The organism is Streptomyces clavuligerus, assembly GCF_005519465.1.
In the GTDB taxonomy this organism is placed as follows: Bacteria; Actinomycetota; Actinomycetes; order Streptomycetales; family Streptomycetaceae; genus Streptomyces; species Streptomyces clavuligerus.
This window is the reverse complement of sequence record NZ_CP027858.1, coordinates 4,461,338-4,477,614: the sequence shown is the minus strand read 5'-3', so window position 1 is coordinate 4,477,614 and position 16,277 is coordinate 4,461,338. Positions and strand designations below refer to the sequence as shown.

At 74.0% G+C, this 16,277-nt stretch carries 12 protein-coding genes; all 12 read right to left on the bottom strand.

From position 1 onward, the window contains the following. Positions 1-87 precede the first annotated feature (87 nt). The 12 genes from CRV15_RS18865 to CRV15_RS18815 all read right to left on the bottom strand — a co-directional run bounded on the left by CRV15_RS18865 (position 88) and on the right by CRV15_RS18815 (position 15,897). On the bottom strand, positions 88-1,038 hold the full coding sequence (locus CRV15_RS18865) for a serine hydrolase (protein ID WP_003958325.1): 951 nt from the start codon (positions 1,036-1,038) through the stop codon (positions 88-90). Positions 1,039-1,185: 147 nt separating this feature from the next. Beyond that, complete coding sequence (locus tag CRV15_RS18860; protein ID WP_003958324.1) at positions 1,186-2,040, bottom strand: immunity 49 family protein; 855 nt, start codon at positions 2,038-2,040, stop codon at positions 1,186-1,188. Further along, positions 2,037-4,847 (bottom strand): hypothetical protein, encoded by a 2,811-nt coding sequence (locus tag CRV15_RS18855; RefSeq protein WP_003960560.1) that lies wholly within the window; start codon positions 4,845-4,847, stop codon positions 2,037-2,039. The genes CRV15_RS18860 and CRV15_RS18855 overlap by 4 nt, the downstream gene beginning before the upstream one ends. Continuing rightward, entirely contained in the window at positions 4,844-5,281 is a 438-nt protein-coding gene (locus tag CRV15_RS18850; protein ID WP_003958322.1) for a DUF6507 family protein, read from the bottom strand. The genes CRV15_RS18855 and CRV15_RS18850 overlap by 4 nt, the downstream gene beginning before the upstream one ends. Before the next feature lie 83 nt (positions 5,282-5,364). Next, positions 5,365-5,676, bottom strand: coding sequence for a pore-forming ESAT-6 family protein (locus CRV15_RS18845; RefSeq protein WP_003958321.1), 312 nt, complete (start codon positions 5,674-5,676; stop codon positions 5,365-5,367). A gap of 18 nt (positions 5,677-5,694) precedes the next feature. Next, positions 5,695-6,027, bottom strand: a complete 333-nt coding sequence (locus CRV15_RS18840; protein ID WP_003958320.1) for a hypothetical protein — start codon at positions 6,025-6,027, stop codon at positions 5,695-5,697. A gap of 155 nt (positions 6,028-6,182) precedes the next feature. Beyond that, entirely contained in the window at positions 6,183-7,742 is a 1,560-nt protein-coding gene (locus CRV15_RS18835; protein ID WP_003960561.1) for a DUF6177 family protein, read from the bottom strand. Continuing rightward, positions 7,739-7,903: a hypothetical protein gene (locus CRV15_RS35975; protein WP_003958318.1), complete on the bottom strand. Its 165-nt coding sequence runs from the start codon at positions 7,901-7,903 to the stop codon at positions 7,739-7,741. The genes CRV15_RS18835 and CRV15_RS35975 overlap by 4 nt, the downstream gene beginning before the upstream one ends. Continuing rightward, positions 7,900-11,913 carry a type VII secretion protein EccC gene (locus CRV15_RS18830; protein ID WP_003960562.1) on the bottom strand — a complete coding sequence of 1,338 codons (4,014 nt, stop codon included), beginning with the start codon at positions 11,911-11,913 and terminating at the stop codon, positions 7,900-7,902. Before CRV15_RS18830 ends, CRV15_RS35975 begins: the two co-directional genes overlap by 4 nt. A 305-nt stretch (positions 11,914-12,218) precedes the next feature. Further along, entirely contained in the window at positions 12,219-13,199 is a 981-nt protein-coding gene (locus tag CRV15_RS35970; RefSeq protein ID WP_372461424.1) for a MinD/ParA family ATP-binding protein, read from the bottom strand. Positions 13,200-14,129: 930 nt separating this feature from the next. Further along, complete coding sequence (eccD, locus tag CRV15_RS18820; RefSeq protein ID WP_003960564.1) at positions 14,130-15,512, bottom strand: type VII secretion integral membrane protein EccD; 1,383 nt, start codon at positions 15,510-15,512, stop codon at positions 14,130-14,132. A gap of 64 nt (positions 15,513-15,576) precedes the next feature. Then, positions 15,577-15,897, bottom strand: a complete 321-nt coding sequence (locus CRV15_RS18815) for a hypothetical protein (protein WP_003960565.1) — start codon at positions 15,895-15,897, stop codon at positions 15,577-15,579. Between the last annotated feature and the right edge of the window lie 380 nt (positions 15,898-16,277).

Below are 16,277 nucleotides of genomic sequence, written 5' to 3'. Positions count from 1 at the left end.
ATCGTTCCGCCGTAATCCGCCGGAAGACACCAACGCCGCGGTCGGTCGATTTCATCCCGCTGTCATGAAACGCCGCTGTGCGGCGGGTCAGCGCGGGGCGACGACCAGGTCCCGCGCGGCCCGCTCGGGGGTGGCCGGTACGGACTCGCGGGCCACGGCGGGCGGCACGAACGTGGTGCGCGCCGTCGGGGCGAGGGCCTTGTGGATGGCGCGGGAGACGGCCTGGATGCTGTTGATCCCGTCCCGCTGGGTCCGGTTGCCGTGGGTGAGGACGGAGATCTGGTAGTCGTCGCCCTTCTTGGTGAACGCGCCGACGCTGTGCACCCGCCAGCCGTGGGTCTTCCGTTCCAGCCAGCCGTTCTTGACCTGCACGGTGACGGTGGAGGGCGCGCCCGCGGGGGTGCCCCAGCGCTGGTCGCTGACGACCTGGCCCATGAGCTTGAGGGCGTAGGTGCGGGAGGCGTCGGTGAGCAGGGTGTTCCGGGTGGTCAGCCGCTCCAGGAGGCGCTGCTGGTCACGGACGGTTATCTGGGTGAGCCCCCAGTAGCCGTCCGCGCCGGGGACGGTCTGGGTCATCCCGGCGCCGCCGAGGAAGCGCTTGATCTTGGTCAGGCCGAGCTGCCGCCACAGGGTGGAGGTGGAGGCGTTGTCCGACTTGGTGATCATCGCCTTGGCGAGGGTCTGCTCGCGGGAGGTGAGGTTCCGCTTCTGCTGCTGCGCGTCCAGCAGCAGCGCGCCGAGCACGGTGACCTTGACGACGCTGGCCGAGTCGAACCTCGTCGCCGCCCGCAGCGAGCAGACGGTGCCGGTGGCCTTGTCGTCGACCTGTACCGCGATGGTCCCGGCGCGGCCCTTGAGCGCGGCGGTGATGTCCCGCTTCAGCCGGTCCGCCAGCCCGGCCTTCTTCGACGTGCAGACGACCTGCGGCGCCGCCGCGGCCACCGCCCCGGGCGCCACGACAGCGCCCGGCACGAGCACTGCCGCCGCGACACCCGCCACGAGGGCGGCGCGGCGCGCGGCTATTCGGTGGTGAGTCATGAAGGTTCCCGTCCCCTGAGGTGCTGTGCGGGCGCGCCGGGGTGGCGTGCCTGTCTCCGTTGACCTCTGGGAGGCGGGAAGGTTGTACGGGGTTGAGCGGGTCCGGGGAACGGTTACGAGGTGGTGACAGAGGTGGTGGCCCGGGGATCAGGTCGGGAACTCACCGACCCAGTCACGGGTGATCAAGTGGCGCGGGAGGTAGCCGGACTCGACCTCGATCGGAATCCCGCCGTCGTAGGCGAAGCAGGTCACCGCCAGCAGGCCGAGCGCGACATGCCCGGCGGGGTCGTCCTCCCGGTCCTCGTCCGCGGACCAGTACCTCTTGTGGAGCTCCAGCCCTTCCTCAAGGGCCTGGTTGAAGCCCTCCGGATCATTGGTCACAAATCGGTAGAAGAGGTTGATCGGCGGGTAGAGCACCTCTTGCAGCAGATCGACCGGGGCCTCGGTCACGGCGTCGGGCGCGGACATCTCCATGGTCCGGGTCAACTTCTCCACCAGCCCCGGACGTCGGAGCCAGTAGGTCTGGAGGGTGTCCACCCAGTGCAGCGCGTAGTCGTCGTAGCCGCGCCTGCTCAGACGGTCGAGCGGGATCTCGCACAGCTCCGTCATACGCTTCTTGTCCCGGCACGCCACGGCCAGCCAGAACGTGGTCAGCCAGTTCCCGAGGCCGGCGAACCCGGCGGGGCCCTCCAGGGGAAGGGTGCGCGTCTCCCTATTGATCACACACTGCACCGTGCCCTCGGTACCGGCCGTGGTGGCGAACATCGCCGAGCCCACCTGGAGGGCGTTGACCGCCGCTTCCCAGGTCTCCAGACGATCAGCCACAGGATCGATACCACAGCGCGCGCCGAAGTGGAGGAGTGCGTTATTGAAGACCGAGTCGATCATGTGGGGAAAGCGCTCAAGCTCTCCGATCGTCTTGGCCACCCTGTCACCGAGATGGCCCGCCCACTCCTCGTCCTTGGGCCCAGGAGAGTAGTGCCGGCTGACGGTGGCGGTCACGGAAGACTCCTCTTGCTGATGTCAAAGCGCTGGTACCTGTAGCCAGTGTACTGGGGTGATTTGGGCTCTCCCTTGACAACTGCATACTCAAGGTTTCCCCGAGCGAGCGCATCCTCCAGCGCGTCGGCGAGCAGCCTTTCGCTATCGATATCCTTGCCGCGTCGCCGCATCACCCGGATGATGTCCTCAAAGTATTCCCGGGTGCCCTGGGAGACCCGGCGGCCGTCCGGCAGGTTCCGGGCGCCCAGCCGTGTATCGACACTGCTCTTCGCCTCGACCACTACATATTTTCCATCAGGCAGCCGCCAGACCTGATCGAACTGGTGATTTCCGTTCTTCGGGCCGTGCAGGGTCTCCTTGACCGCACCGGGGTGGTTCTCGGGTATGTAGTGATGCTCCGCGACGTATTCACCGAACTGTCCGGCTTCCTTACCCATGGCGGTATGGGATTCCTTGTAGAGAATCTCCCCGTCCTTCAGGAGCGCTGCGGATTCTTCGCTCTTGACGACGCCATGGACTTCCCCGGCCGCGTCCTTGTAATACTTTACGATGTTGTCGAACTCAATCGCCATATAGCGCTTCCGGGCAGCCTCATCCAGACCCTCAAGGCGCTTCTGGTCGGTGACCGTATCCCGGCCGCGGCTGATGTAGTCGGGTTCGAGATAACTGGGAGGGGGAGGATCTGGAGCGTCCTTGGCACGAACCCAGGGCTCATTCGGACCGGAGCGGGTGAGCTGCGGCGGCGCGAGCTCACTCGCGTCCGTTCTGGAGAGCAGCCGACGGTCGCCGTTCTTCTTGTAGAACTCCTCGAAGTACCCGGGTTCGGTGTTCGCCCGGTACACCTGGATGCGCTCGATCTGCTCCAGCGTCAGGCTCCCGGGAGGGCCATACGGATTCTTGCCGTCCCGCATGTAGCTGGGGCGTTCCAGCGGATTGGGCGGGCCGTCGTCGCCCCCCGAGCCGCCCGGAGAGCCGTCGCCGCCACGACCACCGCCGGAGGTCACATCGTCCGCCGTGGAACCGCCACCGCCCGCGGGCGTGGTGTCCGGAGTGCTGTTGACCGCGCCGCCACCGCCGGGGGCGCCGTCGGACGTACCGCCCCGGCTCCCGGTCCCCGTGTTGTCGACCGTGTTCGACGGAACGTTGTCCGCCGCGCCACCGGAGACGTTGTCGCCGAGGGACGCCAGGGGCGGGTTGTTCACCGTTCCGCCCGGGAGGTGGTCCGCGACACCCCCCGGCGTCCCGTTCACCCCGTCGCCCAGCGTCGCGGACAGGTTCGGGACCACCGGGTCGCCGAGGTCCGAGCCGAGGCGGATGGGGTCGTCCGCCGTGCGGACGGAAGCGCCGACCAGGGCCGGTTCGCGGAGGGGGGACGGGGTGGTGGTGGTCGGGGCGGTCTCGCTGGGGGCGTCGGTGGCGCGCTGGTGGAGGGTGCCGTCCTCCTTGTAGAGGTTGCCGTCCTGGTCGATGTAGCGCACCGGGCCGTCCTCGAAGGGGAGCTTCGCGGTGCCCGGGGGGAGGACGACCGTGCCCTCCGGGAGGCGCACCGTGCCCTCGGGGGTGCGGGTGGCTCCCGGGGGGAGGTCCGCGCCCTCCGGGAGGCGGAGGGTGCCGTCCGGGAGCCGGAGCGTGCCCTCGGGGACGCTGTAGGCGCCGTCGGAGATCCGGGGGATCTCGATCCGCCCCAGGTTCCTCAGGCCCGCCATCACCTCACCGGCCTTGGAGAACCCCGCGCCCACCCCCTTGAAGAGATAGGTCGTCGGGTCGACCGCCCGCCCGGTCTTCCCCAGCGCCGACAGCACCTTCGCCGACGCGCCCGCCTTGCCCGCCCCGGCCACTCCCGCGCCCGCGCCACCGGTGAAGATCGTCGTCACCACGTTGAAGGTCACCGCGCCCGCCGCCCGCGAGGGGTTGGTGTCCCACTGGTCCCACGCGACGAGCGCCTTGCCCGTCTCCTTCATCGCGGTCCGCGAGTCCCGCAGCCAGGACGGCAGGTCCTCGTCCTTCGCCGTCCAGAACGACGGCCCCGCGACCACCGTCACCACCACACCGGTCGCGAGCTGCGCCAGCCCCTTCCACGCCTGCCCCGCCGCGTCCAGGCCCTCGAAGCCGACCAGGACGCTCAGGCCCTTGGCCGTCGCCCAGACCCCGTCGATGACGAAGCCCGTGACGAAGTCGGCGGCGTGCTCCCACACCTGCCACCACGGTGTCGACTCCGCGACCGCGTCGCCCCACGGGAGCGACTTCGACGCCTTCATCGCCTCGGCGTCGTACCCGTACATGTCGGCCGCGTTGGACCCGTCGTTGAGCCGCAGGGGCTTGCCGCCCACCAGCGCGACGATCGTGGCGTGGGCGGTCCGCTCCGCCTCCTGGAACCGGGCCCAGACCTCGGCGACCTCATTGCGGCGGCCGAGGTTCTCGTCGATCAGGTCGCCGTCCTCGCGCCACTTGTCGTCGTCCTTGATCTGCTCCCGGAACGACACGGCCTCGGCGCGCAGCACCTCGAAGCGGGCGATCAGCGGGCGGACCTCGTTCGCGTACGTACCGAGCGCGCCCGCGAGCACGCAGGTGTCCGAGCTGATCCGCCCGGCGGTGGCCGTCACCGGCTGGGTCGTCGCGAAGAGCTGTTCCGCCTCCGGGGCCCGGTAGAACGCCGAGAGCCCACCGAAGGACGTGTGGACGTCGTCCGCCGCGTCGACCACCTTCGTGCCGTGGCCCGCGAGCGCCTTCACCTGGCCGTCCAGCGCGGCGAGGTCGCCGGTGAAGACGGGGATCTCCGCCGGGTCGACCGGTGCGTTCCCGCTCACCTGCCGCCACCTCCCGGCAGCTCGCGGCGGAGCGCCTCCAGATTGAGCGAACGCGCGGCCTCCTGGGCCTCCCGCGCCGCCTCCAGATCGCCCTCGACGTACTCGTTGGTGGCCTTGGCGGCGCCGAGGACGCACGCCTCGATCCGTTCGGCCATGGCGTTGAAGTCCTTCTGGCGCCCGCTCAGATACTCGCCGAGTGCCGCGGCGACCGGCCCCATGGTGGTGCCGCCCCGCAGCGGTGCCCGCCCGGGGGCGACCGGGCCGTGCAACCGCGGCCCCGCCGCCGAGCCGGGGACCGCGGTGCCCGCCGCGCTGGCCGCGTCGGTCACCGTCCCCACCAGCCCTTCCAGCGCCTTCTGAAGATCGCCCGCGTGGCCACTGACGATCTTGAGCTGGCCCTGCACCCCCTGCGGCTGAATGTCCCAGCCCGTCATCCCTGCCCCCGTATCGCCCCGTGATACCGACCGGCCGTGCCGTCGTCGCCGACAGCGGTGCCCGGCTCCGCCGGCGCCGTCGATCAGCCGATGCCGTCGACCGCGCCCTTCGCCCGTGTGAGCGTCTGCTGCGCGGTGACGTCGTTCTTCTCCAGCGTCGTCCGCAGCAGTTGGATGATGGTGCGGACCTCCTGCGACGCGCTGTTCCAGCGCAGCTCCTTGGCGTGGTACTCCTCGGCCACCCCGTCCGCGGTGAAGTCGCTCATCGCGGCCTTCACCTGTGCGTCGCGATCGGAGATCACCTGCTCCAGCCGGCCGATCACGGCCTGGAGGTTCGTCTGCGCCTCACCGGACGCGCCCGTGTCGTACGAACGGCGGTCAGCGTTCGCTGCCATCACACATCACCCCTGGGGTCAGCGGCCGGAGAACCGGGCCGCGTCGAAGTTCGCCGTCGACATCTGCGTCTGCGCGTTGTCGCTCTGCTCCTGGACGCCCGTGCCGAAGGCGTTCTCCATGCCGGACTGGCCGCCGAGGATCGCCGACAGCGCCCCGTTGAGCGCGGCGGTGATCTCGTCGGAGCGGCCCTTGAAGGTGTCGAACGCGGCCTTGCCCGCCCCGTTGAACTTCCCTTCGAGCGGCTGGGCCGCCTGGATCAACTGCTGGATCAGCGCGCCGAGATCACCGCTCGACGACTGCGACTTCGAGATCAGGGACGACAGCGTCTGTGCGCCCATGTCGAATTTCATCGGACTCCCCCCGCAGGGCCTTTCGACGCGAACATGCGTGCCGCACGGCCGTTTCGCGCACACGCGAGCGGACCGGGCCTGCTCTCATGCCTATCAAGCCCCGCCCGCTCAGGCAATTCATTACCAGGCATCCACCATGAGGATATGACGAATCCTTACACATCCTTCAGATGCCGCATCAACCGCTCGAAGTCGGTCCAGCTCGACAGATCCGATGGATTCCCCGGAAAGCGGTAGTACAGCGCGGGCCGGGACGCCGGTCCCAGCTCCTCGGGCGCCGTGGGCAGCGGGGTGCGCCGCGCCCGGTCGCCCGGCAGGGACCGCACCTCCTCGGCGCCGAGGACGAACGCCAGCGGTACCCCCGGCCCCTCGAAGCGGGGCGGTACGGCGAGATCGCGCCGCGCCCTGCGGAGCTGTGCCAGCAGCGACTGGAGACGGTGCCGGGAGGCCAGCGCCCCGGCGGCGGCGGGGAGCGCGTCCAGCGGCGGCCGTTCGCCCCGGCCGTAGCCGAACGCGAGCGTGACCTCCTCCTCCACCCCCGCCTCGGTGCGCCGGACCCGGACCGTCGCAAGACCCGGCCGCCCGGGGGTGCCCACCACCACGAACCAGGTCGGCTCGGGTGCCCTCGCGTACGCGATGTCCGTCAGCCGCCGGGGCGACCAGGGCAGGTTGGCGGGCTCCGCGGTGCCCCAGCCGCCGGGCGCGGTGCCGGTCAGCTCCCGCCACACCGTCTCGACCGCGCCGCCCAGCACCAGCCGCTCGTCGGCGGGGTGGACGGTACGGAAGGTCAGCGCGAGCTGCCGCTCCCCGGTGTCGCCCGCGACGGGGCGGAAGGCGGCGGCCACCGGACCGTCCGGCGGCTCGGCGATCCTCGGGTCCACCGGGCCCGCCGCCGCCGCGTCGACGGGCGCGAACATGCCCTCCTGCCAGCGCAGCACGGCTCCCGTGAGCCCGTCGTAGTAGCCGTCCCGCTCGTCCTGGACCACCCAGCGGCTGGGCCAGGACGACAGGGGTTCGCGGACCGCCGGGGAGAGCGCCGTCCCGGTGGGGGTGACGATCTGGAGGCCGAGCCCGGCCCCGGCGGCGGCGCGGTACGCGTCCGCGAGCCAGGCCGTCATGGCGACCACGGGACGGTCCTGGATCACCACCGCGACCCGGTCGGTGAGGACGTCCACGGCGGGCGCGGCGGACGGCGGCACCGGGACGGCGCTGATGCCCCGGCCCCCGGCGGCTCCCCCGGCTTCCCCGGCTCCTTCCTCCCCGGCGGCTCCCCCGGCTCCTTCACCTCCCCCGGCTCCTTCACCTCCGCCAGCTCCTCCGGCGGCTCCTCCGGCGGCTCCGCTCCCGACCACCGCCAGCGAGGCCGCCGCCGCGCGCGGCCAGCCGGTGCCGCCCGCGATCTCGGCGACCCGGGCCGCGAAAGTGCCCGCCAGCCGTTCGGCCTCCGGCACCCCGGTGGTGGCGCGGGCCTCGGTCCACCAGTACGGCACCCGGGGCGGCTCTGCCCCCAGCAGCCGTTCCGCCTCGCCCTCCACCTGGATCAGCAACGGGGCCTCCACCGACACCAGGGGGCGGCCCTGGGCGTCGCAGAGCTGGATCACGGCCCCCTCCGCCCCGGTGCCGAGCAGCCGGTCCGGGCCGCCCGCGAGCAGCCCCGCGAGCACGGTCGCCGGGTCGGGCATCCGGGGGGTGAGAGCGATCATGTCCTTGGTCATGAGGGAAACGGTCCTTCGTCCGTCCGGGCCGTGGAAGTCGCCGGGGCGTCCGCCGTCACCACAACCGCCGCCCTCGTCGTCACCGCCACCGTCGCCATCATCGTCGTCACCGCCACCGTCGTCGTCACCGTCGTCGTCATCGCCGTCATCGTCATCGTCATCGGGCCGCCGTGTACACGGTCTGGATCAGCCGGTTCGGCCGTCCCCGGCGTACCAGCACCCCGCGCCCCGGCGGCTGGTGCGCGGCGTACACCCCCGGGAAGAGCTGCCCCTCGCTCCGGTCCCCCGCCATCACCAGCGCCGTGGCGCCCGACTCGCGCAACCCCTGCACCAGCGGCTCGTACACCCCGCGCGACGCCCCCGCGACCCGCCGGGTCACCACGAAGTGCAGCCCGATGTCGACGGCGGACGGCAGATACGGCAGGAAGGGCGCGAGCGGGTTCTGTCCGGCGGTGGTGAGGACGTCGTAGTCGTCGACGAGGACGACGATCCTCGGCCCGCTCCCCCAACTCCCGGGCTCCAGCGCCGCCAGGGAGGCGCTCTCGTCGGGGAGCCGCCGTTCCAGCTCGGTCGCGATCCCGGCGGAGAGCCCGGCGGCCAGCTTGGTGTTGTACGCGTAGCCGCCGAGGAACTCCTCGGGGACCGCGCCGCGCAGCCCGCGCCGGGGGTCCATCACGGCGAGGACGAGTTCCTCCTCCCGGTACCGCTCGACCAGCCCGTTCGCGAGGGTCCGCAGCAGGCTCGTCTTGCCGCACTCGCTGTCGCCCATGATCAGCAGATGCTGGTCGTGGGCGAACAGGTCCAGCAGCACCGGCTCCAGCGCCGACTGGTCCAGGCCGATCGGGACCCGGTGCGGCTCGGCCGCCGGACCCGGCAGCTCCTCCGCCTGGACGAGCTGCGGCAGCACCCGGACCGGCTGCGCCCGCTCCCCGCCCCAGGTGGCGCGGACCGTCCGGGCGGTGTGCTCCAGGAACGGGCCGAGGCCGTCGGGGTCGGGGCGGCCGTCCGTACGGGGCAGGGCGGCCTGCGCGAACAGCTTGCCGTCCGTCAGCACCCGGCCCGGTTCGTCCGGGGTCAGGGTCTCGGCGAGCCGCCGCTCCACACTGGACTCGGAGGGATCGTTGAGCCGCAGCTCGACCCGGGTGCCGAAGGCGGACTGGGTGGCGATGCGGACATCGTTCCAGCGGAACATGGCCGCGACGACATGGATGCCGTAGCCGCTGCCGCGCCGGAGGATGTCCACCACGGCGTCGTCCAGCTCTTCGAAGTCGTCGCGGAGCGCGCCGAAGCCGTCGACGACCAGCACGATGTCGGCGGAGGCCAGCTCGGGGAGGCCGCCCGCGGCGTGCCGGGCGCGCAGTTGCTCGACGGAGTCGATGCCGTGCACCCGGAACAGCTCCTCGCGCAGGGCCAGCATGGCGCGGACCTCCTCGACGGTCCGGGCGGCCCGCTCCCGGTCGGCGCGGCCCGCGACCCCGCCGACGTGCGGCAGTCCGCCGAGCGCCTGGAGGCCGCCGCCCGCGAGGTCGAGCCCGTAGATCCCGACCTCCCGCGGGGTGTGCGTGAGCGCCAGCGCGAGGACAAGGGTCCGCAGCAGGGTGGTCTTGCCGGACTGGGGCCCGCCGATGACGGCTGCGTGCCCGCCCGCGAGGGTGAGATCGAGGAACCACTGCCCCTGCCACTGCCGGGTGGGGTCGTCGAGCAGCCCCAGCGGGATCTGGAGCGGGCCGCGGCGGCGGGCGAGCTGGGTGCCGCGCTCCCCCACCTCCAGCGGTCCCGCGACGGCGTCGAGGGTGAGGGCCGCGGGCAGCGGCGGCAGCCAGATCTGCCGGACCGGCTCGACGGCGGCGCGCTCCAACTGCTCCACCATGACGCCCATCTCGGTGGGGCCGGTCTCCCGGCGGCGGGCGGCCGGTTCCGCCGGGCCCCGCTCCGGGCCGCCGAGGGTGTTGAACGCCGGGTACTCCAGGGCCAGCGGGCCGCTCTCCCCGTCGCCGCCGCCATCGCCGAGGGACCCGGAGGACCCGGAGCCGGACCGCCGGACCGGGCCCCGGTAGCCGCCCGAGACATAGCCCGCCTTGAACCGCTCGTAGTGGCTGGTGTCCACCTTCAGATAGCCGAAGCCGGGCAGCGGCGGGAGCTGGAAGGCGTCGGCGGTGTCCAGCACGGTGCGGGACTCGTCGGCGGAGAAGGTCCGCAGCCCCAGCCGGTACGAGAGATAGGTGTCCAGGCCCTTGAGCCGCCCGCCCTCGATCCGCTGGCTGGAGAGGAGGAGATGGACGCCGATGGAGCGGCCGATCCGGCCGATGGAGAGGAAGAGGTCGATGAAGTCGGGTTTGGCGGTGAGCAGTTCGCCGAACTCGTCGATGACGACGAAGAGATGGGGCAACGGGGCGAGGTCGGGGCGGCGGTCGGCGCGCAGGGCCGCGTAGTCGCCGATGTCGGCGACGTTCCCGGCGTCCTTGAGGACCTGCTGGCGGCGTTTGACCTCGCCGGCGAGGGAGGCGTGGACGCGTTCCACCAGACCGGCCTGGTTCTCCAGGTTGGTGATGACCCCGGCGACGTGCGGCAGCCCCGCGAACGGCGCGAAGGTGGCGCCGCCCTTGTAGTCGACGAGGACCAGCGCCAGGTCCTGGGGCGGATGGGTCGCGGCCAGCGCGAGGACGAGGGTGCGCAGCAGCTCCGACTTGCCGGAGCCGGTGGCGCCCACGCAGAGCCCGTGCGGGCCCATGCCCAGCTCGGAGGATTCCTTGAGGTCGAGCAGGACGGGTTCGCGGGAGTCGCCGACACCGATCGGGACCCGCAGGAACGCGCGCTCCGCGCGGGGCGCCCACAGCCGGTCGAGGTCGAGCCGGGCGACGTCGTCGATGCCGAGGAGTTCGGCGAAGTCGACGGGGCCGGAGAGCGGGGCGTCGGCCAGGGACTCGGCGGACAGCCGCAGCGGGGCGAGCATCCGGGCCAGGCCCTCGGCGAACGGGGTCCCGGCGGCGTCGGTGGTGCCGTGGGCGCCGACCGGCTCGTCCCCCCGCAGATCCTCGATGTGCGTCCGGTCGCCGTCGACGGTGATCCGGACCGCGACCCGGCCGGGCTCCTGCACCCGCCGCTCCAGCAGATGGAGCACGGTGACGCCCATCTCGCGCAGCCCGACGGCCTCGTCGGGGAGCGGCAGCTCCACGGCGTCCGCGCCGTGCCCGTCGGCGATCACCAGCAGCCGGGAGGTCAGCCCGAGGGCGCCCGGGCCGGAGAGTCCGCGCCGCACCTCGGCCGCGTAGGAGGCCCGGCGCCGCAGCTCCGCGCCGAGGGCGCGGGCGAGCTGCGGCAGGGAGGGGGCGATCCGGCGGGCGGCCACGGGGCCGTCGAACCGTTCCTGGTCGAGGAGGTGGGGCAGCCACTTGGCCCACTCCCAGTCCGCCATCCGCTCGCCGGGGACGGCGAGGGCGACGGCGACGTCGTCGGGGGCGTGCGCGGCGGCGGTCTGCGTCAGCAGGGCGCGGACGAGCCGCAGGCAGTCCTCGCGGGGGCCGATGACGCTGACGTCGCCGACGCGGTCCAGGGGGACGGTGAGCGGGAGTTCGGTGCCGGTGCGGAACCGGTCCCGCAGCGCGGACGCCTCGTTGAGCATGAAGCGGTCCGGCGGGGTCAGCACCGTGGAGCCCGGGTCGGCGATCCGCAGCTCCCGTACGGGCGTCTCGCCGGTGCCGACCCGGACCCGCAGGAAGTCCTCGTCGCCGCGGCGGCGCTCCCACAGCCGGGCCGGGTCGCGGACGATGTCGTAGAGGGCGGACGGGGGCGGGTCGAGCACCCCGGCGCGCTCGCGGCGTTCGCGTTCCTCCGCGGACAGCTCCTCGCGCAGCTCCTCCAGATAGGCGAGGTACGCCTCGCGCTGGGTGCGGCGGGTGCGCTGGGCCTTCCCCCGCTGGGAGAAGACGAGGGCGAGCGAGCCGATGACGGTGACCAGCAGGATCAGCGCGCCGAGCGCGGCGAACTGGCTGTTGCGGACGACGGTCATCATCACGACCGAGGACATCACCCCGGCCACGGGCAGCAGGGACATGGCGATGCCGCCCGCCGTGCCCTCGGGCAGGTTGGGCGGGGCCTCGATGACGCGGTCGGTCGGCGCGGCCGGCGGCCGGGTGGTCCGGGCCGGGCGGTGTATCAGTCGGGTGCTCATCGTGGTGTCCGGTCGTCGGTTCGGTGGCGCGGGGCCGCTCGGTGCCGGTGGCGGTGGCAGTGGCAGTGGCGGAGTGTCGGCACCGGAGCGCCGCCCGCCCGGAGCGCGGGGCCGGCGGCGTCCGGTGCGTGCGGTACGTGCAGTGCGTGCGGTCGCGAGGCGGGGAACGGGGGTACTCCCCCTCGCTCCGCCGGGGCACCCCCGCCCCGGGCCGCCGGGCACGGGGGGACACCGGCGACCGGCGGCGGCGCGGCGGGCGCGCGGGTCCGGGGGGTGTCGACCGGACGGGATGCGGACTCCATGGCCTAGTGGCGTTTCAGGGAGAGCTGGAGGACGTCCGCCGCGAGCCGGGTGGCGGCCTGCCGGGTGGGCAGGGCCAGGCGTTCGGTGCGCAGGGCGCCGCCGCCCGCGAGATGCCGGTCGTAGGGCAGGAGGTGCACCCCGGCGCCGGTGGAGCGGAGCAGTTCGGCGGCCTCGTCCAGATCGAGCCCGCTGTGCGGGGACAGTTCGGTGAGGGTGACGACGGTGCCCGCGATGACATGCCGGGGCAGGCCCTGGAGCCACTGGAGGACGGCGTAGGCGCTGCTGACGCCCTCCAGGGTGGCGGGGGCGGCGAGCACCCTGGCCTGGGAGGCGGTCAGGGCGACCCGGGCGACCTCGGCGGGCAGGGTCTCGCAGTCGACGACGGTGACACCGAAGTAGCGGCGCAGCGCCACCATGACGCGTTCGTAGGAGCGCAGGTCGAGCATGGCGCCGATCTGGCCCTGGCTGCCGGGGAGCAGCCAGGCGTTGTCGGGGAGCTGGACCAGATAGCCGGTGATGTCGAGCAGGGACATCTGCGGTTCGACGATCGCGGCGAGGTCGCCGGTGGTCCAGCGGAGCGTCTCGGCGCCGAGGCGCAGCGGCAGGGACCCGAGGGCCGGGTCGGCCTCCACGAACAGGACGGGGTCCTGGCGGTAGTGCGCGTAGGTGAGCCCGAGCAGCGCGGCGAGGGTGCTCTTGCCGGAGCCGCCGCGGATGGAGGTGACGGCTATCTGACGGCCCGTGGTGACGGGCTGCTGGAGCGTTTCGGCGGTACGGGTGGCCTCGGCGACCTCCCGCGCGGTCGAGGACGAGACCGTCTGCCGCAGCGTCCGTCCCGCGCGGACGGCCGCGCTCTCGCCGTGCCGGGCGCGCTGCCCGATCCCGGCGAGCCCCCGGTCGAGCACGGGCCGCGACTCCGGCGCGGGCCGCCGGGCGGGCGTCCCGTACGCCGGGGGCGGCTGCCGGGTCTGCCCGGAGGGCATCCCCTGCTCCGGAACGGGCGCGGGCGGCCCGGGGAGGGACGCCGCGTGCGCCGCGCCGGAGCCGGACGGCCCATGCGCCGGCCAGGCCGGCAGGGCGCCTTCGTACGGCGCCGGGCCGGGCACGGCGGAGGTGCTGTCCGCGGCCCGGTGGGGCCCCGCCGACGACGGCCCCGGGGCGGCGGCTTCACCCGCGGCCCCCCGGGCCACCGGGCCCGCGGCGGGCTGCCCGACCCCGGGGAGGCCGGACTCCGGAGCGCCCTGCGCGGACCACCCGGACGGAGGGGCCACCGACCGGCCGGACGGCGACGCCGGGGGGACGGACGGCCCGGACACCGCCGACGACGGACCCGGCAGGCCGCCCTCGTCCGCGAGCCACCCGGACGGCGTCGCCACCGGCCCGGACGGAGGGGATCCGGCGGCGGACGGTCCGGGCGCGGAACGCTCATGGGGCGGCTGCGGAGACGGCGACTGCCCCGGTACGGCGGCTTCGTGCACCGGCCGCCGGGGCACCGGGTCCGCGGCGGTCTGCCCGGCTCCGGGGAGGCCGTGCTCCGGGGCGCTGTGCGCGGGCCGCCCGGACGGAGGGGGTCCGGCGGCGGACGGTCCGGGCGCGGGACGCTCGTGGGGCGGCTGCGGCACCGCGTCCTGGGGCGCGTCGTCCTCGGTCGGCGACTGCCCGGGGGCGGATGGCTCGGGCGCCGGGCCCGGCAGGGGCTCCCCCGGGGCCGACGGGTCGGGCGGCGTCGACCGGTCCGGCGCGTCGGCCGGGTCGGGCCGGGGGGCGCCGGGTCGGGCCGGGGCCGGTGGGCGGTGGGTGCCGCCGCGCAGGTCCTTCAACACATCGGCCTGCCAGTTGTCCCCGTTCGGCATGTCCGTCCTTCTTCTTCCTGCCGCTGTCTTCCGCTGCCTTCTGCTGCCGCCGTGGTGACGTCAGAACTTGTCGAGGAGCTGTCCGTACACGCCGAACACACCGACCGCGAGCGGGAACAGCGCCACCATGCCGATGGACTCGACCAGGTCGGCCGTGCGCCGCAACCGGACGCGGACGTGCTCGGGCGGCTCCACCGCGAGGACCACCAGCGGCACCACCGCGGCGGCGGCGAGCACCAGCAGCGGTCCGACGCCGCCGGAGTGGTCGAGCCAGACCACGACCAGCCGGACCACCAGCGCGGACGCCGCGGCCAGCAGCGCGACCACCTCGGCGACCAGCGGGAAGGCCCGGGCCCTGGAGAGCAGGACCACCGTGACCACGACCGGGAGGGTCGCCGTCCACACGGTCTGCTCCTCGGCCCGGGTGAGCAGCCAGCCGCCGACGGCCGCCGACGCGGCGGTGACGACGGTCGCGAGGGCGAGCCCCCGGTGGGTCGCGGCGAGCGCGTTGGTCACCTCGTGACGGCTCACCGAGGTGCCGCCGGAGCGGCGGTCGTCCAGCGCGGTGAGGCCGGAGGCCATCAGCGCGAGCCGGGGCAGCAGTCCCAGCAGCACCACGGAGACCAGCGCCAGCACGGTGCCGAGCCGGGCCGGGTCCTCCTGGACGGCGGCGACGGCCTCCCACGCGGCGGCGAGCGCGGCGGTGGCGCCCGCGCCCAGGAGTCCGCCACGGCCCAGCGGGGAGAAGTACCCGAGCAGCAGCAGGGTGAGGACCAGCGCGCCCGCGACCGCGGCGAGCCGCAGGGCGCCGGGCCAGCCGTGGGCGTCGGCGGCGGTCCAGGCGGTGAGCACCGCGAGGGCGCCGGAGGCCAGCAGCAGCGCGGTGGCCAGCCCCCGGTTCCCCCCGCTCTCCGCCCGGTCGCCGCCCCCGCCGCCGATCCGCGCGGCGAGCGCGCCGCCCGCCATCAGCAGCACGGCGAGGGCGCCGAGCACGGCGGCCAGGGTGTCGAGGGCGAACTCACGGCGGGCCAGCACGGCGGCGGCGACCCCGAAGCCGACGCTCGCGGCCCCGGCGCTCACCCGGCGGGCGGCGGGCCGCCAGCGCCAGGCACGCAGATCGAGGTCGTCGGCGACGAGGTCGGTGACGTCGTGGACCACGGGCGCGGGCGGCGCCGCGTGGGTGCGCACCAGCCGCAGCACGGCCCCGTCGGCGACCCCGGCGGACGCGAGGGTGCTGTCGTGCGGCAGCACCGAGCCGTCGGACGTGGTGAGCTGACGGGTCAGCGGACGGTCGGCGGCCCGGTCGTCCAGCAGCTGGAGGATGTCCGGGAGCAGCCGCCCGATCGGGGTGTCGGCGGGCAGGACGATATCGGCCCGGCGCCGCTCACCGACCAGGGTGACCCTGCTCAGTTGCGTCCGGGAAGTCGGTGCTGCGGCTACCACGTGCGGGAACCTATCATCGCGTGCTCCTCGGCCCTCCGGGCCGGTGCCCGGGGCGAACGGCGGCTCATGGGCGCGGACTCGGGCCCGCACCCGGGCCGGTGGCGGTGCCGGTGTCCGGGCCCGGCGGGGTCGGCAGGGCCCGCTGGAAGCGCTGCTCCTGCTTCCGCTTCTCCGCCTCCTGCCGGTCCAGGGTGTGCTGGAGAAAGGACCAGCCGACACAGCCCGCGCACAGGACGGCGGCGACGGCGATGCCCGCGAAGAGCTTCCCCAGCCGCTCGTCGGCGGTGCGCCGCACCCGCTGCGGGCCGAACAGCAGCGCGTCGCGTATCCGGCGGCGGCGCACCGCCACCGATTCCAGCAGTTGGCTGTCGTAGTCGCGTGCCATGTCCCGTTGTCGCCTCCCCCGCGCTTTGCCTCCGCAACATCCACGGCCCGGCGTCTGCGTCCGTCCGTACCTTACGCAGCCCGCGACCGGTCCGCACCCGCCTGGGGATATCTCCGGTTCCGGTGGTACGCGGCCGTTCTCGACGGGCTCCGGCGGCTCCCCCGACCGGCACGGTCCGACGGCCGGTGCCACCGGCGGGGGGAGCGGAGGGGTGCGCCGGGAGCACCGCCCGGGGCGCGCGGCGGGGGCGGGCGCGGGCGCTGTGGTCGCCGCGCTGGGCGCTGTGGTCGCCGCGCTGCGCGGAGAGCCGGGCCCGGGGACCCGGAGACCGGGCTCGGGGGCGCCGGAGAGCCGCGCTCGGGGACCCGGAGGCGGGGAGC